The sequence below is a fragment of the Nocardia sp. NPDC004860 genome (assembly GCF_040609015.1).
GTDB lineage: Bacteria > Actinomycetota > Actinomycetes > Mycobacteriales > Mycobacteriaceae > Nocardia.
Window position 1 is genome coordinate 72882 of the sequence record NZ_JBEXJI010000033.1, and the last position, 18394, is coordinate 91275.

Sequence of the window (18394 nt, forward strand, 5' to 3'; positions counted from 1 at the left end):
GCGGGCGTTCCCGATGGCCGCGTGTGCAAGGCCTCGCGGTTTCAAGGCGCTCGCTTCCGCCGACCTGCCAAGCGACACATCAGCACAGGGCATCTGGGCCGATACACCGCTTGCGGCACAGGGTCAGCTGGGCATGAACATGTGCCACTGCTCCAGGGTCTGGGGGCGCATGACGTAGTTGTGTTCCTTGATGTGGGTGAGCGACGCGCTGGGCTCGTCCGAGTACCAGTGGCCCGGGTAGACCGTCGGGTTCGACTTCAGATCGGCCAGGTAGCGCAGGCTGCGGAACATGGCGTCGGAGTCGCCGCCGGGGAAGTCGGTGCGGCCGCAGCCGTCGACGAACAGGGTGTCGCCCGCGATCAGCCGGTCCTCGAACAGGAAGCACTGGCTGCCCGGCGTGTGGCCGGGGGTGTGCAGGAGTTCGATCTCGAAGTCGCCGACCGCGACCTTGTCGCCGTGCGCGTGACCGGTCAGCTCGCTGGGCGCGATGCCGGTGACATTGGCGACCCAGGGCAGTTCCTCGGCATTGACGTGGACCGCCACATCGGTCTTCTCCAGCAACTCCTTCACCCCGCGCAGGGTGAAGCCCATCATGGTGCCGCCGACGTGGTCGGGGTGGTGGTGGGTGGCCAGCACTCCGGTCAGCCGCATGCCGTCGGCCTCGGCGATGTCGGCCAGCTGCCCCGCCTCGTACGCGGGGTCGACGACCACGCATTCACCGCTGTCCCGATCCCCGATCAGGTAGGCGAAGTTGCGCATCTGCGTGGCGATCGGATCGCCCACGGCCCAGTCGCGCCCGGAGAGCAACTGGCGAAAGTACAAACGGTCGGAGGCCATGCCTGACAGCGTATTGCCCGCCCGTCAAAACCAAGCATCCGGATCCGGGCAATATGTCCGAAATTGCCGTTTGACCAGGGGATTTGTTGTCGGTCGGTGTTGCTGATCTGCCGCCATGCCCTCGGTCCTGCATGAAGTCGTCATCGACCTGTTCCGGCACCGCCCGCAACTCGTCGCCGAACTACTGCCACTGGTGACCGATATCCCCCTACCCGAATTCGACCATGCGCGACTGGAATCCGGTGACTGCCCCGATATCGACCCCACCGAGTACCGCGCCGATGCCGTGATCGTGCTGGCCACCGGCACCACACCGCAATTGGCTGCTTCTTGGAGAGCCTTATGACCGCCGGAACATACAAGTACAAGAGCGAGTTCGCTCGGCGTTACTTCAGTCGGGGCGAAGCTGAGGGCCAGGCCAGAGGGGAGGCCAAAGGGGATGCCAAGGCGCTGCTGGCAGTCTTGCGGAGCAGGGGGATCACCGTGGATGAGTCGACCGTCGCTCGCGTCGGGGCGTGCACTGATATCGAGCAGCTCGACGTATGGCTCGTCAGGGCCGCGACAGCATGCTCTGCCAGCGAGGTGTTCGGGGTCTGAGGTCCGGTCGCACTCGAGACTTCGGTGCCGACCTTCGCCTTCCGAGGTTCGGTGAAGAGGGCGGACATTCTTGCCGCGACAAGTATCTGCACGCCGATTACATGGTCGGCGTGCAGATACGGTAATTGTCGTGGCTGGTCAGCGCAGGATGGCTTCGATCTCGTCCACGGCTTCGGGGCCGTAGGCCTCGCGCAGGCGCTTCATGGCGGCGTCGTGGTCGAGCCTCCAGTCCTGGGGGCCAACGGTTTCCAGGACCAGGACCGCCACCAGCGAGCCGAGCTGGGCCGAGCGCTCCAGGGACAGGCCCGCGGACTGGCCGGTGAGGAAGCCCGCGCGGAAGCCGTCGCCGACGCCGGTCGGGTCGACCTTGGCGATGTCGGGGACCACGTCGACGTGCAGTTCGGTGCCGTCGCGGTCGACGACCTTGGCGCCCTTCGAGCCCAGGGTGGTGACGCGAATGCCCACGCGCTCACCGATTTCCGCCTCGCTCAGACCGGACTTCTGGAGCATGATGCCCCATTCGTACTCATTGGTGAACAGGTAGTCCGCGCCGTCGATGAGACGCAGGATGGTCTCGCCGTCCACCAGCGCCAGCTGCTGGGAAGGGTCGGCGGCGAAGCGGATTCCGGCGGTGCGGCACTGATCGGTGTGGCGCAGCATCGCTTCCGGGTCGTCGGCGCCGATGAGCACCAGATCCAGGTCGCGGCCCAGCTGGGTGATGTCGATCTCGCGGGACTCGGTCATGGCGCCCGGGTAGAAGGAGGCGATCTGGGCCATGGTCTCGTCGGTGGTGCAAACGAAGCGCGCGGTGTGGGCCTCGGTGGAGACGCGCACGGCCGAACAGTCGACGCCGTTGTCCTCCAACCACTTCCGGTACTCGCCCCAGTCCTGGCCGACGGCGCCGACCAGCAGCGGGGTGCGGCCCAGCACGCCCATGGCGTAGCTGATGTTGCCGGCCACGCCGCCCCTGCGGATGACCAGATCATCGACGAGGAAGCTGAGCGACACGTGCTGCAGCTGGTCGGCCAGCAGCACATCGGAGAACTTGCCCGGGAAACGCATGAGGTGATCGGTCGCGATGGAAGCGGACACGGCGATGGTCACGGGGTAGATCCTTCGGTGACGTGCGGCTGCGCACCGGGATACGGAGATGACAGACGCGGGGGCCGGCGGTGGATGACGCGGCCGACAGGGCCGCAGTTCGAAACTACTCTGTCCGGGACAGGGTATTCCAGATCTCGTATGAGTCAGCGCACACAACAGCGCGGAACATCCGGTGTCGGACGTTCCGCGCTGGCGGACGCTATGTCAGTTGAAGCTGTCGCCGCAGGCGCAGGAGCCGGTGGCGTTCGGGTTGTCGATGGTGAAACCCTGCTTCTCGATGGTGTCGACGAAGTCGATCGAGGCACCCTGCACGTAGGGGGCGCTCATGCGGTCGACCGCGAGCTTGACGCCGCCGAACTCCACGACCAGGTCGCCGTCGAGGCTGCGGTCGTCGAAGAAGAGCTGGTAGCGGAGGCCCGCACAACCACCGGGCTGGACGGCGATGCGAAGGGCGAGATCGTCGCGGCCTTCCTGATCCAGCAGCGCCTTCGCCTTCGAGGCGGCGGCGTCGGTCAGAGTCACACCGTGAGTGGTGGTCTCGTTCTGCACAGTCATGAACTCTCCTAAGGGACCTGTTTTCAACCCGTGAAGGCGCACGGCTCGATGGCTACCAACACCTGCTGGCAGGCGGCTATTCCCCATCCTACGCGGCGCGTATTCCCCGGACGGCCCAGGTTGTGCAGTCGCTGACAGATAGCTGGTGAGGTGTGCGACACAACAATCCGGCAGACCAGGATTTTCCGGCAGACATGCCATCGAATAGCCTGGTCGGCGTGAAGTTCCTGCGCCGTGGCGAGTCCACCCCCACCTCCGACAGCTCCAGCACCGATGCCGTCGCCGCGGTGGAGGACAAGACCGTCACCCTGGGTAAAGGGCGGCCGACCCCGTCGCGGCGGGAAGCCGAGGGCCGCCGCCGCGGTCCGGTGGCGCCCGCGCCCAAGACCGCCAAGGAGGCCCGCGCCCGCCGCAAGGCGCTGCGCGGGACCAGGGAGGAGCGCAAGGCGTCCTCGGCCGAGCGCAAGGCCGATATGAACGATCGGCGCTCGCGCATGCTCGCCGGTGAGGAGCAGTTCCTGCTCCCGCGCGACAAGGGCCCGGTCAAGAAGTACGTCCGCGACATCGTGGACGCGCGCCGCAATCTGCTCGGCCTGTTCATGCCGCTGGCGCTGGTGCTGATCCTCAGCATGATCCTGTCGCCGGCGCTGCAGGCGATCGTCACGCTGGCCATGCTGGTGATGATGCTGTTCATGATCATCGAGGGCGTCGTCCTCGGCCGGATCGTGAACAAGCGGGTTCGGGAGCGCTACCCGGACACTGCCGATTCCTCGTTCTCGCTGGGCTGGTACGCCTTCGTGCGCGCCTCGCAGGTGCGCCGCATGCGCGCCCCGAAGCCGCAGGTGAGCCCGGGCGACGCGGTCTGATTGCCGCTGCTGCCGTCGGCGCTGACGGCGCTGGATGAATTCCCTGACGGGCGGTGTCTCACCGCCCGTCAGTTGTGTTCGCGGTAGGTCGACAGGGCGCGGATCTCGAGCGCCATGCGGTCACGGTCGCGGTCGACGACCTGGCTGGAACCGGCCATGTCCCAAGCGTTTTCGCGGTGGAAGGGGACGGCCCGGCCGGCCGCGGCCAGCAGTGCGACGATGCGGCGGAACAGGGTGACTGCCTCGGGGGCGCCGGTCGCGGTGCGGAACTGGCCGGAGGTGATGGTGGTCATGCGCGGATCTCGCTCTCATCGAGGGGTTCGGTGGTGTCTCCGGACATGAAGCCGAAGGTCAGGGTGCCCAGCGCTGCCATGGCGGTTCCGGCTGCGACGATTGCGGACAGTGCTTGCATGGCAGTAAGTTTTCTCTAGGGAAGTTCCTGCCAACAGTGGCTGTTCTGACATTGTTCGCAAATATCCGGCCAGAGGGGATCGGACCATGCTCTCGAAGGTCGCCGTCGTACTCAACGACAACCTCGCCATGTTCGAATTCGGCGTCGTCTGTGAGGTTTTCGGCCTCGACCGGACCGCGGACGGACTGCCCGCCTTCGACTATCGGGTCTGTGGCGCGGAGCCGGGGAAACCGCTGAAGTCCAGCTCACCGGGCATTCACGTGACCCCGGAGTACGGGCTCGAGGAGTTGCGCGACGCGGATCTGGTTGCCATTCCGGCCTTTCCGATCTTCGCGGACAACCCCTTCGATCGGCGTGTGGTGGATGCCGTGTGGGACGCCGCGCAGGCCGGGGCCACGGTGCTCACGGTGTGCTCGGGGGCCTTCCTCGCGGGCGCGGCCGGACTGCTCGACGGGCGTAAGTGCACCACGCACTGGCGGTACGTCGATCTGCTGGCGGAACAGTTTCCACAGGCCACCATCGATCCCGATGTCCTGTACGTGGACGAGGGCAATCTCATCACCAGCGCGGGCACCGCGGCCGGCATCGACGCCTGCCTGCATCTGGTGCGGCGCGAACTGGGCAGCAGCGTCGCCAACGCCATCGCCCGTCGCATGGTGGTGCCGCCGCAACGCGATGGCGGACAGCGGCAGTTCATCGAGCGGCCGGTGGTGGACTGCGATTCCGACAGCCTCAGCGAGACCCTGCACTGGATGGGTGAGCATCTGGAACTGCCGCACACGGTCGAAGCGCTGGCCGCGCGTAGCGCCATGTCGACGCGCACGTTCGCGCGCCGCTTCGCGGCCGAGACCGGGACGACGCCGGTGAAATGGCTGACCGGGCAGCGGGTGCTGCTGGCCAAGCAGTTGCTGGAGGACACCGACCTGGATCTCGAATCCCTCGCTCACCGTTGCGGATTCGGGTCCGGGGCGCTGCTGCGGCATCACTTCCAGCGGGTGGTGGGGATCGCGCCCGTCGAGTACCGGCGGCGGTTCGGCGCTCGCGTGTCTTGAATGGGCGGTGCCTGAAACAGGCGCTGTCCGAAGCGGTGCCTACGGCTACGATGCGCCACCGTGCGTTGGGGAGTGATGATCGCGGCCGCGCCCTTGGCGGTGCTGGTGGCCGGTGGGGCCGCCGGGTGCAAGGATCCGCGGAATGCGGCGGGGGACTGTGTGGTGGGGACTTCGCCCGATCCGCATGTGAAGCCGGCGCCCTGCTCGGGGCGGCACGACGGCAAGATCATCGCGGGTGTGAACCATCGATCGGACTGCCCGCAGGGCACGGACTGGTCGTATACCGCCAAGGACCCGAAGGTCATGTGCGTGCACAACGCGCAGAGCTCCTGAGCCGCACCCGGACGCGGGCGGTGAGACCGCGGTCCGCAGGCGTGTGATGGTCGTGCCTACTCGGCCGGAGCACAGGCACAGTTGATACCGTGCTGACGTGTCGCACACTGCTCAGACAACCGATCGGCCGTTGCGGACCCTGGTGCTCGGTGGCGCCCGGTCCGGGAAGTCGGCTTACGCGGAACAGTTGGTCGCGTCGGAGGCGGTGCGGTATGTAGCCACCGCGGTGGCCGATCCGGCCGACGCCGACTTCGCCGAACGTATTGCGGCGCACCGGGCTCGGCGGCCCGCGAACTGGACGATCGTGGAGGGCGACGCCGTCGCCGCACTGGCCGAGGCCACCCCCGTCACCCTGGTCGACGACCTGGGCACCTGGCTGACCGCGCGGCTCGATGCGCGCGCCGCCTGGGAGTCGCCGCGAGGCATTGTCGCGCCGGATATCGATGCGCTCGTCAGCGCGGTGGCCGGATACGGGCAGCGGCTGATCCTCGTCAGCCCCGAGGTGGGGCTCGGCGTCATCCCGGCGACCGCCTCCGGCCGTCTGTTCCGCGATGAGATCGGCACGCTGAACCAGCGGCTCGCGGAGGTCTGCGACGAGGTCTTCCTGGTGGTGGCCGGGCAGGCGATGCGGATCAAGCCCGATGTCGCGGCCGCGCTCGCGGATGCGGCCGCAGCGACTTCTGCCGCCGCAGTGGCGACTTCGGCCCAGGGTTACGGTGCCGACGCGGATGGAGCTGCGGTGCAGCCGGTTTCGGCCGCTACCGCGCAGGCTGGATCGGTCGGCAGCGGTGCAGTGCCCGCAGCGGCCCCGGCGGCTCCGGCGAGCGATGCGGGGGTTGGTGCGGGCGACGCGGCGGCTGCGGCTGGAAGCGGGCCGCGCAACGCGGAACTGGGAACGACGGCCGCCGGGGCGGCGACCGCGGCCGCACCGGGTGCCGCGGCGGCAGTTGGCACTTCGACCGAGCAGGACAATGCGACGGCGGTCGGGGCAGATACCGCGACCGCCGGTGCGGACCGCGCGAGTGCGGCCGGGGACGTCTCAGGTGCCCCGGTTCTGACCAAGCCCGTGCGGATTTCGTTCGGGCCGGTGCAGGGTCCCGACGCCGGGGTGCGGAAGGCCGCGGAGGAGCGGCAGTTGCAGCTGACCAAACCCGCCGGGGCGCTGGGGCGGCTGGAGAAGCTGGCCAACTGGGTCGCGGCATGCCAGGGGGTGTGCCCGCCCAAGCAGTTCGAGCGGGCTCGGGTGGTGGTCTTCGCGGGCGATCACGGGGTGGCGCAGCACGGGGTGTCGGCCTACCCGAGCGAGGTGACCGGGCAGATGGTCGCCAACTTCCTGAACGGCGGGGCCGCGGTGAATGTGCTGGCGCGCCTGGCCGACGCCACCGTCCGGGTCGAGGACATCGCGGTGGATTCCGATACCGCGCCGGAGATCTCGCGGCACAAGGTGCGGCGGTCCAGCGGCTCCATCGATCGTGAGGACGCGCTGACCGAGGCCGAGGTGCAGGCGGCGCTGACCGCGGGCGCGACCATCGCCGACGAGGAAATCGATTCCGGCGCCGACCTTCTCATCGCCGGTGACATGGGCATCGGCAACACCACACCCGCCACCGTGCTGATCGCGGCCGTCACCGACACCGAGCCGGTGATCGCCGTCGGCCGCGGCACCGGCGTCGACGACGCCGGATGGATCCGCAAGACCGCCGCCGTCCGCGACGCCATGTGGCGGGCCCGCCCGGTCGTCAAGGACCCGGTTGCCCTGCTGCGCACCGCATCCGGCGCGGACTTCGCCGCCATGGCCGGCTTCCTCGCCCGCGCCGCGGCCCGCCGCACCCCGGTCATCCTGGACGGCGTCGTGGTCACCGCCGCCGCCGTGGTCGCCGACCAACTGGCCCCGGGCGCCCGCGCCTGGTGGGTGGCGGGTCACCGCTCCAGCGAGCCCTCCCACACCATCGCCCTCCAGCGCCTCGACCTCGAGCCGCTGGTCGACATGAGCATGCGCCTGGGCGAAGGCTCCGGCGCGGTCGCGGCCCTCCCGCTCCTCCGCGCCGCCGTCGCCACCCTCGGCGAAATGGCGACCTTCGACTCCGCCGGAGTCAGCACCGCCGACACGGGCGCCGAAGCCGCCGGTGCCTAGCACCCCACCGCTCGCGGCACCGAGCCCCGCCTCGCGAGACGCGGTGCCGCGCAACCCGGTACGACGCCATGCGGTCGTAACGTCCCGGCCGAATGCCGCCGCCCGCGACCAGCGCGCACACGGCAGCTCCGCCGATGTGCCCGGCGCCGGGGTGGTCGGAGCTGCGCAATGGGCGGTGTGGGAACGGTTCAGGGGGATTGCGTGAATGCGGTTCGGCTGGCGGTGTCGTGGTTGACCGTGCTGCCGGTGCGGGGGCCGGACGAGGTGGATCGGGGCGTGGCGGGGCGGGCGATTGCGTGGGCGCCGCTGGTCGGGGTGGTGTTCGGGGGACTGGGTGCCGGATTGCTGTGGGGGCTGGGTGAATTGGGGGCCGGGTGGCTGCTGGCCGGGTTTGTGGCGGTGGCCGGGCTGGCGTTGATCACGCGGGGGATGCATATCGACGGGCTGGCCGACACCATGGATGGGCTCGGGAGTTATGGGTCGCCGGAGCGGGCCCGCGAGATTATGAAGAGTGGTGGGGCGGGGCCGTTCGGGGTGGCGGCGTTGGTGTTCGTCATTGGGATTCAGGCGGTTTCACTGGGGGCGCTGGCCGGGGGTGGGCGGTGGCTCTCGGTGGTGGTCGCGGTCGCTGTCGGGCGGGTCGCGGTTGTGCTGGCCTGCCGGAGAGGGATCGAGGCGGCACCGGGTGCAGGATTCGGGGCGCTGGTGGCGGGGACGCAGCATCCCGTTCTGGGTTGGGTCTGGGGTGGGATCGCGTGTCTCGCAGCGGTGTTCGCCACCAGGAATCCGTGGCAGGGGCCACTGGCCGTGGTGGTGGCGCTGGCAGGGGCGATGTTGCTGGTGCGGCACTGTGTGCGGCGGTTCGGCGGCCTCAACGGTGACGTGCTCGGTGCTGCACTGGAAGTGAGCGTCACGGTCGCTGCCGCAGTGCTGTCGTTCGCCCGCTAGGCGCGGCTGCGGGATTCCTCGCCGCCAAGTGCATGGGCTGAAGGTCGGTGGTATCGGCCGGGAATTCGGCAGCCGGCGTCAAGCTCGCGGGAGTCGGGACGAAGGTGTCGGCGGGGAGCATCCGTTGGGCTCAGTCGATGAGTAGTGCGACACGCCCGAGTGTGGGAAATGTCGAGGCGCGCAGTGGATTTGCCGCATTCGTCGAGACCGGGTGGCAGTTCGTTTGTGCTTCGCGATCCGACCGCCCGGTGGCCGCGAATACCTCATGATCGCAACTGCCATGGGTGGGAATGGAGTCGTGCAATGCTCGGAATCCTTACGCAGCTGGGTGTGCTGGTGTTGTTCGCGGTGGTGGCGGTCGGGGTCTTCGTCGTCGGGGATCGGGTGCGGCCGAAGTCGTGGCGGCACAGCGACGATGCGGGGGCGGGGCACATGATGCTGGACATGGTCAATATGTTCTTCGCGGCCATTGTGGCGTTCGTGGTGGTGATCCTCTGGGAGCAGTACGACACCTCCCATGAGCACACGGTGAGCGAGGGCAAGGCGCTGGTCAGCGTGTACGAGACCGCCAATGACATGCCGGCGCAGGATCGTAAGCAGATCCAGTCGCTGGTGACCGGCTACACCAAGCAGGTAATGGGCGACGAGTGGAAGGTGATGGACGAGCAGCGGCGGCTGAGCCCGGCCGCGCAGGCGACGCTGGACGATCTCCGCCAGGCGGTGGCCTCCGCGCCCGTCACCGACGCCGATGCCAAGTCGACCCAGGACAAGGCGCTCACCGCGGTGGACGCGATCGCCGAAGCTCGCTATGACCGCGGGCTGGATGCTGCATACCGACTGCCTGGATTCCTTTATGTGGCACTGTGGTTCGCGACCGTGATGCTGCTGTTCGGCACGGTCTTCTCCGGCGTGGTGGTCACCAAGCGCAGCATCCTCATGACCGGACTCTTCGGTGTGGTGATCGGCGCGGTCATCGTGGCCATCTACCAGCTGGACCAGCCGTTCTCGGGCGGCAACCACGTCTCCAAGGACGCCTACGAGCTGGCCCTGGCCCGCTTCCAGCACATCGCCTCGGACGCGCCGGTGGCGAGCGGCGGCAATCCGCGCTGATCTGCTCGACCGAGCAACCCGCACTTGGCTTTCGGAGGCAGCGTGAACGGAACTCGAAGAACAGCACGAGGATTCGCGGCGGCAACAGCGGTGCCACTGACCGCGGCACTGCTCGCCATTCATCCGAAGGTCGCGGCCGCCGATCCCGGACTCCCGGAGCTGCCGCTGATCGGTGAGATCATTACCGGCAGTGCGGCTCCGGATACCGGGGCCGCACCGATCGACGCGTCCACCGGGAGCGCGCTCGGGCTCGGCACGGGCAGCAGCTACACCGGTAGCCAGGGCGGCGCGGGCAAGGGCGGGGCCATCACCGGCAGCTCGGCGGGACTGGCGCAGAGTCCGGTGGCCGGAGTCCCGCTCGGTACCGGCGCGTCCGGCAGCGCCGAACCAGCGGACGGAACCGCGCCGCGCACAGCGGATCTCGCAATACCCGGACCGGCCACGGAGAGCCCGGCCGCCGTCCCGAACACTCTCGGCGGCCTGCTCGGCCTGAACTCGGGCAGCATGCTCACCGCCTGTGCGGGCAGCGCTGTGCTGGGCAGTGCGGCACTGGGTTTGGGCATTCTGACCGGCAGCAGCATGGGCTCGGGGTTGATCGGCCCCGGCTTCGTGCCCGGGTCCAGCGGGCTGGTCGGGCCGGGCTCGGCCGGAGCGGGCAGCGTGGCGGTGGGCAGCGCCGCCACCGGAAGCGCGCTGCTGACCTGCATGCTCATGCTGCCGGTGCCCATGGCGCCGGGACCCGGTATCCCGCTGCAGATCCCGCCCGCGCCTGCCATTGTGCCCGCGGCCGCACCGATACCCGTACCGGCGCCTGCGGCGATTCCACCTGCCCCGGTGCCGGTTCCGCCGCTGCCGCCCCCACCGCCGCCCGTCGAATACGCCGCCCCCATTCCACCCGAGCAACGGATGCCCCTGACCGCTCTCCAGGTCATGACGGTCATGATCATCACCATCATCGCCGGGGCCCGTGCCCGCCTTGCCCGCGCCCACCGCGGAGCGGTCGACTAGCGGGCACGCGTCGACTGGCCGAAAGTCATTGCCGGAATTTGGCTTCCAGATCAGTCGCGGTGGCCTGGAGATCGGCCGCGGTGTTGGTCTTGAAAATGCCCTGGAATCCGGCCTCGGCCTTGATCGCCGCCTCCACCTCCGGGTCGTGGTAGATCTGCGTCAGCTGCACGTACTTGGGGTTGTCCTTGTCGGCGGCCCGTGCGGCGAAGATATTGATGTACTGCTTCAGGTCCGGACGGTTCGGGTCATCGGTGTAGATGATCTGATCATTGGTCAGCCCCGACTGCCGCGCCCAGGTGTCGTCGACATAGGCGGCATCCACGCTGTCCAGTGACGCGGCGGTCAGCGTCGGGTCGATGGCGGTGAGCCGCACCTTGGAGGCGGACTTGTCGACGTCCTCGAGCTTCGAATCCCACGAGCCGCCGTTCTTCAGCACGATCAGCCCGGCGGCGGCCAGGTTGAGCAGCGGCCGCACCTGGTTGGCGGGATTGTTGCTCAGGGTGATCTCCCCGCCCTGGGGGATCTCCGACACGGACCTGTGCTTCTTCGAATACAGGCCCAGCGGGTAGACCTCCGTAGCCCCGATCGGTACGAGCGTGTCGTTGTTGCGGGCGTTGTAGTTGGCCAGATACCGGATGTGCTGGAACTTGTTGAGGTCGATGCGGCCCTGGGACAGCGCCGGATTCGGCTGGTTGTAGTCGGTGAAATTGGTGAACTCGACCGTGATGCCCGCTGCGGCGGCCTTCCTCTTGAACACGTCCCAGTGCGGTTGTGAGAGATCGTTCACGCCGATGCGGACCACGTCGCCGTGGTGTTCCGTGCCACAGGCGGCCGTCAGGGCCAGCGCGAACAGGACCGGAATCACCAGGAAACGGCGGAATCTTCGCATTTCAGGCACCGTAGGCGAGCGGTCGTCGCGGCCGGAAGCGTTTGGCTCCCCGGGATCGCAATCATTGCCCGGCGATTGCCCGCACGGTTGCATGGCCGGGTTCGATTTCCACCAGTCACGAAGCAGTACAAGCATGCGGGAGCACGAGTGAAATTCCATCGGGTACTGGCGATCCCGGTCCTGGTAGCAGCCGTCGCGAGCCTCACCCTCACGGCCTGCGGCAGCAGCGGCGACTCCGGCGGCACCACGGTGCGCATCGGCACCACCGAGTCCGATCCGCACTGGGACGTCTTCAAGGACAAGGCCAAGGAACAGGGCATCAACCTGAATATCGTTCACTACTCGGACTACTCGCAGCCGAATACGGCGCTGGCGCAGCAGCAGATCGATGTGAATCTGTTCCAGCACCTGCAGTTCCTGGGGCAGTACAACGTGGCCAACAATCAGGATCTGACGCCGATCGGGGCCACGCAGATCGTCCCGCTGGGGTTGTACTCGAAGAAGCACAAGTCGGTGGCAGAGATCCCGCAGGGCGGGGAGATCGCCATTCCGAACGATCCGACCAATCAGGCGCGGGCGCTGTTCGTCCTGCAGGCGGCCGGACTGCTGAAGATCAACGGGGCCGTTCGCCAGCCGACGCCCGCCGATGTGGACAAGGGCGCGTCCAAGGTGAAGGTGACCGCGGTCGACGCGGCGCAGACGGCGCTGTCACTGGAGTCGGTGGACGGGTCCGTCGTCAACAACACCTACCTGCTCAAGTCCGGCATCGATCCGAAATCCGCTTTGTACAAGGATGATCCGGGCAATCCCGGCGCCGAGCCGTACATCAACGCCTTCGTGACCCGGGCCGCGGACAAGGGCAATGCCACCTACCTGAAGCTGGTGGACATCTTCCACAGCCCCGAGGTGCAGAAGTCGGTGCAGGAGGATTCCAAGGGCACCGCGCTCGAAGTGACCAAGAACGGGCCCGAGCTGGAGCAGATCCTGGCGCGGGTGCAGCAGACGATCCGCGACACCAAGTGAGCGACGGCGGTGCCGTGACCGGCGAGAATTCGGCCGCGACCGGCGGGAGCTCCGTCGCGGCAGTCGAATTCCGGTCGGTCACCAAGGTTTTCCGGACCGGTAAGCAGCGCCACACGGCGCTCGACGGCATCGACCTGCGCATCGAGCAGGGCGAGATCTTCGGTGTGATCGGCTATTCCGGCGCGGGCAAGTCCACGCTGGTCCGGCTGATCAACGCCCTGGAGCAGCCCACCGACGGCACCGTGCTCGTCTCCGGAGACCCCATCACCGGCGTCCCGGAATCGCGGGTGCGGCAGCTGCGCCGCGATATCGGCATGGTGTTCCAGCAGTTCAACCTGTTCCGCTCGCGCACCGCCGCCGGCAATATCGAATACCCGTTGAAAGTGGCGGGCTGGCCACGCGCGCGGCGGAAGGCGCGCGTGTCGGAACTGCTGGAGTTCGTGGGGCTTTCGGACAAAGCGCGCAGCTACCCGGACCATTTGTCCGGCGGCCAGAAACAGCGAGTTGGCATCGCCCGGGCACTGGCCACCTCGCCGTCACTACTGCTCGCCGACGAGGCGACCTCGGCGCTGGACCCGGAGACCACCGGCGAGGTGCTGCGACTGCTGAAGAAGATCAACCGCGAGCTCGGCGTCACCATCGTGGTCATCACCCACGAAATGGACGTCATTCGCGCGGTGGCAGACCGCGTCGCAGTGCTGGCCGAGGGCCGAATCGTGGAGTTGGCCAGCACGTTCGAGGTGTTCTCCGCACCCGCCGCCCCACCCACCCGATCATTCGTGGAGACGGTCCTGCACAACCGTCCGACCGCCGACGAACTGCAGCGGCTGGGAGAGCGGCGCGCCGGCCGCCTGGTGACCGTTGCCGTCGACGACGAGCACGGGATCGGTCCGGCCCTGGCCGCCGCCGCAGCCCAGGGCGTGAGCTTCGAGATCGTCTTCGGCGGCGTCAGCACCTTGCAGGACAAGACTTTCGGCAGTCTGACCCTCGCCCTGGACGGCCCCGAGGACGCCGTGCGTCAAGTGGCCGAGCGCCTCGCCGCCCGCGCCACGACAACGGCCCCCGCACGCGCCGGGACGGCAGCCACGGATGGCACAGCAACCGCGTCCGCCGACGGCGCCGATTCGGCTACGGCCGAGCGTTTCGAGTCGCGGCCGCCCGTTCGCCCGGGGGCGGCAGTGGATCTCGCCGCGCCCGTGGAGCGGAACGCGGAGGCCGTGGTGGATGGTGTGGTCTCGGCGGCGGGGAAAGTCCGCACTCGGGAGTCGGAGCATGGGGTGGCTGCCGAGGTGGCGAGGAGTGTCGAGACGCCAGTAGTGGAGAAGGCGGCCGCCGACAATGCGGCGACGGTGGAGGCTGAGAACGATCGGAGGAGTGCATGAGTGGCGCTGTGAGCAGTCTGGCTGCCGTGCATACGGATTGGGATCGGCTGCGGCCTGTGCTCAGTGAGGCTGTCGGGACCACGATCTACCTGGTGCTGCTCACCTTTGTTGTCGGCGGCACCATTGGGCTGGCGTTGGGGACCGCGCTCTATACGACGCGGAAGGGTGGGTTGCTGGCGAATGCGCCGATCAATCTGGTGTTGAACGTGCTGGTGAATGTGGTGCGGCCGATTCCGTTCATCATCTTGCTGGCCGCGCTGGGGCCGGTGACGCTGAAGGTGATCGGGACGACGATCGGGACGGATGCGGCGGCGTTCGTGATGATCGTGGCCGCTTCGTTCGGGATCGCGCGGATTGTCGAGCAGAATCTGGTGACCGTGGATCCGGGGGTGATCGAGGCGGCGCGGTCGATGGGGGCGGGGCCGCTGCGGATCATTCTCACTCTGCTGATCCCGGAAGCGTTGGGGCCCTTGGTGCTCGGGTACACCTTCGTTGTCATCGCCATTGTCGATATGTCCGCGATGGCCGGGACGGTCGGCGGGGGCGGGTTGGGCGACTTCGCGCTGGTGTACGGCTATCAGCGGTTCGACTGGCAGGTCACCGTGGTGGCGACGCTGATCATTATCGCCGGGGTGCAGGGGATTCAGTTCCTCGGCAACTGGCTGGCCCGCCGGGTGCTGCGCCGGTGAGGACGCGTGCGACCCGGCGGGACATCGGTCAGCTCAGCTTCTCCAGCTTCGGGACCTGCCACTGTCCGTTGAGCACCTCGTCTTTCGGCGCGTATAGCCGCAGGGTGAGGGAGAACGGGCCGGTCTCCGGAATGGGCAGCCAGTGCCCGTCGGGCACGTCCGCGCCGGGATCGGCGCTCTGCACGGCGATCTCGACCGTGCCGTCGGCGGCGGGTTTGAGCGGCACCAGGTGGCCCACCGAGTAGATGCCCGCCGGATTCTGGATCAGGTAGCTCTCCTCGTCATAGGCCGTGAGCGACCAGAACGCGTCGACCGGCGGTAGCTGATCCTTGGCGAAGGTCACCCGGAATCGGTTGCCGCTCTCGGCCTTCGTGTCGATGCTCGGGTACACCGCGTCCCGAGGCAGATTCGCGCCCAGGCCGACCGCCGCGACCTGCGCGCGCAACATGTAGTTCGTGCCGTACGTACCGATATCGAGATCGAAGGTCCAGTCGTTCTGATGCTGGGCCTTGGGGTCCCGGTAGGCGGCGAGCCGTTTGCGGGCATCGGCGACGGCCGCGGTGAGGACGTCCGGGGGCGCGGTGCTCGCGGTGGCGTCGGTGGTGATGCCGATGGCGGCGAATCGCTTCATGGCGTCGGCGTCATCGGGCGCGGGCGGGTTGCGGGCCATCACCGCGCACATGCGGGTGAAGAAGGTGGGGCCGTCCATCTTCATCACCATCTGGGCCGGGACGCCGCCGCCTGCGAGCTGGGCGCCCGGGCCGCCGTGCACCGCGCTCGGGTCGTCGCTCCAGACGCTCAGCGGGGCCAGCTTCAGCTTCTGCTGCAGAGCCCGCACGTGCTTGATGTCGTTGTCGCCCTTGTACTCGATGCGGCCGAGCAACCAGCTGGTGTCGGTGGGCATGGCCAGCTGGGTCATGCCGTCGGGCACCGTGCCCTTCCAGCCCGGCCCGGTGACCAGATAGGTATACGGCGGATTGGGAACCCCGTCGTCGAGCCGGGGGTTCGTGCCGGCCGGATCGTGCACCGTGTTGGTCCACGCGTCCAGGAGCTGCATGAGCCAATATCGACCGGATTCGATGGCGGGCACCTGCACCACCATCGGCTCGGTGCTCAGGTCCAGCCAGGCCTGCGAGTAGAGGGTGTCCAGGTTGAGCCGGACCACCTGCTTCTCCTCCGGCGTGGGCGGATTCTGGTGCACGAATTGATTGGCCGGGCCGCCGGTTTCGCGGGTGACGTCCATGAGCACCAGCGGAAACCCGAAGATGTAGGCATCGGCGGCGACGGCCCCGGGGTCGTGGGAGGCGGCCGGGCTGGTGCTGGTCGCGGTCGAGCTGCTGCTCGACGTGCCGCAGGCGGTCAGTCCGAGGGTGGCCAGCGCGGCGGCGCCGAGTCCGAGGGCCGTGCGGCGGTTGACGCGCGGGGCGTCGCCAGTGGACGGGAGATCCATTGATACCGAGTCCTTTCCGAGAAGGTGTGGTGGCGAGGAGGACTTCCGGTGATACGAACACCCTATTGCAGTAGCGCTGCAAGTACAGTGGCTAACCAGTGGTTACCGTACTGCTGCGGCAGCGAACGAGCGCGCAAAATGAGCTCGGCCGATCTGATCGGCACCGGTGGACCGATCGTCACCGCGACGCGAACCACCCGAATCCCACCCATGTCGCCGTGACCGACGGCCGGATCATCGCCGTCGGCGGGTGCAGGTGCTGGACCGGAGCGGCGGCGGCACCGAGATCGTCGATCTGGGCGTGCGCTGCTGCCGGGATTCGTTGAGGCGCACACTCATCCGACCCAGGGCCAGATGATGCACACCGACCTGGTCGTCGACATCCGTCGGAACGGGTACAGCTTCCTGGCCTATCGGCCCACGAGTCGTCCGGCATCGACCAGCCGGAATTCAGGTGATGCAAGTTACATAGATTAGATCTAACTTAGATTGAATCTATGTAAGATGAAGTCTCCTATGAGTAGGAGGCTTGGGTGGAGTTCAGAGGGCGGGCGGCGGACCTCGATCTGCTAATGCGGCAGCTGGAACTTGTGACCGGTGGGACTGGGGCGACTCGAGGACGTGCTGTGGTCGTGACCGGGCGGCGGCGGGTTGGGAAGTCACGCCTGGTGCAGGAGTTCTGCGACCGTTCCGGTCTGACATATCTCGTCTTCCAGGCAACGCGGGGGCGAAACCCAGCTGCCGAACGAGGCGACTTCGCGGCTACCGTGGCGCAGTCGCCCCTGCCGGGGGCGGAATTGGTCGCGGGGATATCGGCAGGCGATTGGAACCAGGCGTTGCGGACCCTGTCCATCGCATTGCCGGATGACGCTGCGAGCATTGTCGTGCTCGACGAAGTGCCCTGGTTGGTGGAGCGGGACTCCGAGTTCGAGGGAGCGCTGCAGACGGTATGGGATCGGCACCTCTCGGCCAAGCCGGTGCTGCTGGTACTGGTTGGCAGCGACATCGCGGTGATGGAAGCGCTGCAAACGCACGGCCGCCCATTCTTCGGGCGGGCAGCGAAAATGACCGTTGCGCCACTGCATCTGGCGGATGTACAGGCCATGACTGAACTCCCGGCGGCCGAGGCGCTGGATGCGTTGTTGATCACCGGTGGATTCCCGGAAATCGTTCAGTCCTGGCAGTCGGGCATGAGCCGCACGGATTTCCTGCGTGAGGTAGCGAGGAATCCATTGTCGCCGCTGCTGGTGGCCGGCGAGTTGTCGCTGCTGGGTGAGTTTCCCGAGGCATCGCGTTCGCGTGCCGTGCTGGAGGCGATCGGCAGCGGTGAACGCACCTTCAGTTCCATCGCTTCCGCGGCGGGCAGTTCGGGTGTGCTGCCGGCCGGGACGTTGACGCCGTTGCTGAATACCTTGCAGGCCAAGCGAATAGTGGCCGCGGATCTGCCGCTGTCCACGAAGCCGGACACGAAGAACAAGCGCTATCGAATCGCTGATTCCTATCTGCGTTTCTGGCTGGCTTTTCTGGAGCGGGGAATTCCGCTCATCGAGCGTGGCCGGGGCGATCTGGCATTGGACCGGGTCGAGCGTTCGTGGACGACGTGGCGTGGCCGCGCGGTAGAACCGGTGATCCGGGAATCACTGCTGCGCTTGCTGCCCAATGCCCGATGGCCGGAAACCGAAGCAGTGGGCGGCTGGTGGAATCGGCAGAACAATCCCGAGCTCGATTTGATCGGTGCTGATCGCGAACCCGTCGCGGGTGCAGTGCACTTCATCGGATCGATCAAATGGCTGGAGGATCGACCATTCGATCGCCACGACTACGATGCCCTCGCACGCGGTGTGCTCGCCGTGCCCGGCGCGCAGTTCGACACCCCTTTGGTGGCGGTCTCGCGCTCCGGGGTGCACGGCGACTTGCCGCTTGCGGCTCACTGGGGGCCCGAAGATCTACTGCGTGCCTGGCAATGAACAGCAAAGAATCGGCTGAGCGGCGTCGCGCCGAAAAT

General features: G+C 67.7%; 19 protein-coding genes and 1 pseudogene. 13 read left to right on the forward strand and 7 right to left on the reverse strand.

From position 1 onward, the window contains the following. Positions 1-123 precede the first annotated feature (123 nt). A complete protein-coding gene (locus ABZV44_RS38200) occupies positions 124-837 on the reverse strand; it encodes an MBL fold metallo-hydrolase (RefSeq protein ID WP_354847762.1) in 714 nt (237 codons plus the stop codon). 115 nt (positions 838-952) lie between these two features. On the opposite strand from ABZV44_RS38200, the gene ABZV44_RS38205 reads away from it, so the two are divergent. Together ABZV44_RS38205 and ABZV44_RS38210 are read left to right on the forward strand one after the other, a co-directional pair. Next, positions 953-1183 carry a hypothetical protein gene (locus tag ABZV44_RS38205; RefSeq protein ID WP_354847765.1) on the forward strand — a complete coding sequence of 77 codons (231 nt, stop codon included), beginning with the start codon at positions 953-955 and terminating at the stop codon, positions 1181-1183. Continuing rightward, positions 1180-1434 (forward strand): hypothetical protein, encoded by a 255-nt coding sequence (locus ABZV44_RS38210; protein ID WP_354847768.1) that lies wholly within the window; start codon positions 1180-1182, stop codon positions 1432-1434. The genes ABZV44_RS38205 and ABZV44_RS38210 overlap by 4 nt, the downstream gene beginning before the upstream one ends. Positions 1435-1572: 138 nt before the next feature. Here the strand turns inward: ABZV44_RS38210 and ABZV44_RS38215 are convergent, their stop codons facing one another. Beyond that, positions 1573-2538 carry a carbohydrate kinase family protein gene (locus tag ABZV44_RS38215; RefSeq protein WP_354847771.1) on the reverse strand — a complete coding sequence of 322 codons (966 nt, stop codon included), beginning with the start codon at positions 2536-2538 and terminating at the stop codon, positions 1573-1575. Between the two features lie 204 nt (positions 2539-2742). Next, positions 2743-3093: an iron-sulfur cluster assembly accessory protein gene (locus ABZV44_RS38220; RefSeq protein ID WP_033089671.1), complete on the reverse strand. Its 351-nt coding sequence runs from the start codon at positions 3091-3093 to the stop codon at positions 2743-2745. Between the two features lie 218 nt (positions 3094-3311). Between ABZV44_RS38220 and ABZV44_RS38225 the strand changes: the two genes are divergently transcribed. Beyond that, positions 3312-3959, forward strand: coding sequence for a DUF3043 domain-containing protein (locus ABZV44_RS38225; RefSeq protein WP_354847842.1), 648 nt, complete (start codon positions 3312-3314; stop codon positions 3957-3959). Positions 3960-4027: 68 nt separating this feature from the next. Here the strand turns inward: ABZV44_RS38225 and ABZV44_RS38230 are convergent, their stop codons facing one another. Both ABZV44_RS38230 and ABZV44_RS38235 read right to left on the reverse strand, forming a co-directional pair. After that, complete coding sequence (locus ABZV44_RS38230) at positions 4028-4252, reverse strand: hypothetical protein (RefSeq protein ID WP_354847774.1); 225 nt, start codon at positions 4250-4252, stop codon at positions 4028-4030. After that, positions 4249-4371, reverse strand: a complete 123-nt coding sequence (locus ABZV44_RS38235; protein WP_354847777.1) for a hypothetical protein — start codon at positions 4369-4371, stop codon at positions 4249-4251. The genes ABZV44_RS38230 and ABZV44_RS38235 overlap by 4 nt, the downstream gene beginning before the upstream one ends. 86 nt (positions 4372-4457) lie before the next feature. Between ABZV44_RS38235 and ABZV44_RS38240 the strand changes: the two genes are divergently transcribed. From ABZV44_RS38240 to ABZV44_RS38265, 6 genes are all read left to right on the forward strand, one after another. Then, the gene (locus tag ABZV44_RS38240) at positions 4458-5423 is read left to right on the forward strand and encodes a helix-turn-helix domain-containing protein (RefSeq protein ID WP_354847780.1); all 966 of its coding nucleotides are present in this window, start codon (positions 4458-4460) and stop codon (positions 5421-5423) included. A gap of 60 nt (positions 5424-5483) precedes the next feature. Further along, a complete protein-coding gene (locus tag ABZV44_RS38245; protein WP_354847783.1) occupies positions 5484-5756 on the forward strand; it encodes a hypothetical protein in 273 nt (90 codons plus the stop codon). A gap of 97 nt (positions 5757-5853) precedes the next feature. After that, positions 5854-7890 carry a nicotinate-nucleotide--dimethylbenzimidazole phosphoribosyltransferase gene (gene cobT / locus ABZV44_RS38250; RefSeq protein WP_354847785.1) on the forward strand — a complete coding sequence of 679 codons (2037 nt, stop codon included), beginning with the start codon at positions 5854-5856 and terminating at the stop codon, positions 7888-7890. 201 nt (positions 7891-8091) lie between these two features. Beyond that, positions 8092-8838, forward strand: coding sequence for an adenosylcobinamide-GDP ribazoletransferase (locus ABZV44_RS38255; protein WP_354847788.1), 747 nt, complete (start codon positions 8092-8094; stop codon positions 8836-8838). Between the two features lie 303 nt (positions 8839-9141). Next, on the forward strand, positions 9142-9948 hold the full coding sequence (locus ABZV44_RS38260; protein WP_354847791.1) for a DUF4239 domain-containing protein: 807 nt from the start codon (positions 9142-9144) through the stop codon (positions 9946-9948). Positions 9949-9990: 42 nt separating this feature from the next. Then, positions 9991-10956: a hypothetical protein gene (locus tag ABZV44_RS38265; RefSeq protein WP_354847793.1), complete on the forward strand. Its 966-nt coding sequence runs from the start codon at positions 9991-9993 to the stop codon at positions 10954-10956. Between the two features lie 25 nt (positions 10957-10981). On the opposite strand, the gene ABZV44_RS38270 is transcribed toward ABZV44_RS38265, so the two are convergent. Then, positions 10982-11845: a MetQ/NlpA family ABC transporter substrate-binding protein gene (locus ABZV44_RS38270; RefSeq protein ID WP_354847796.1), complete on the reverse strand. Its 864-nt coding sequence runs from the start codon at positions 11843-11845 to the stop codon at positions 10982-10984. A gap of 147 nt (positions 11846-11992) precedes the next feature. Here ABZV44_RS38270 and ABZV44_RS38275 point away from each other — a divergent pair, with 147 nt between their 5' ends. The 3 genes and pseudogenes from ABZV44_RS38275 (at position 11993) to ABZV44_RS38285 (ending at position 14939) form a co-directional block, all read left to right on the forward strand. Then, positions 11993-12868, forward strand: a complete 876-nt coding sequence (locus ABZV44_RS38275) for a MetQ/NlpA family ABC transporter substrate-binding protein (RefSeq protein WP_354847799.1) — start codon at positions 11993-11995, stop codon at positions 12866-12868. A 14-nt stretch (positions 12869-12882) separates the two neighbouring features. Next, a pseudogene (locus ABZV44_RS38280) lies at positions 12883-13911 on the forward strand (methionine ABC transporter ATP-binding protein); the annotation flags it as partial. A gap of 365 nt (positions 13912-14276) precedes the next feature. Continuing rightward, positions 14277-14939: a methionine ABC transporter permease gene (locus ABZV44_RS38285; RefSeq protein WP_354847845.1), complete on the forward strand. Its 663-nt coding sequence runs from the start codon at positions 14277-14279 to the stop codon at positions 14937-14939. A gap of 28 nt (positions 14940-14967) precedes the next feature. Here ABZV44_RS38285 and ABZV44_RS38290 read toward each other — a convergent pair whose 3' ends face one another. Continuing rightward, on the reverse strand, positions 14968-16389 hold the full coding sequence (locus ABZV44_RS38290; RefSeq protein WP_354847802.1) for a DUF1254 domain-containing protein: 1422 nt from the start codon (positions 16387-16389) through the stop codon (positions 14968-14970). A gap of 626 nt (positions 16390-17015) precedes the next feature. Between ABZV44_RS38290 and ABZV44_RS38295 the strand changes: the two genes are divergently transcribed. Continuing rightward, positions 17016-18356, forward strand: coding sequence for a DUF234 domain-containing protein (locus ABZV44_RS38295; RefSeq protein ID WP_354847805.1), 1341 nt, complete (start codon positions 17016-17018; stop codon positions 18354-18356). Positions 18357-18394: the final 38 nt, after the last annotated feature.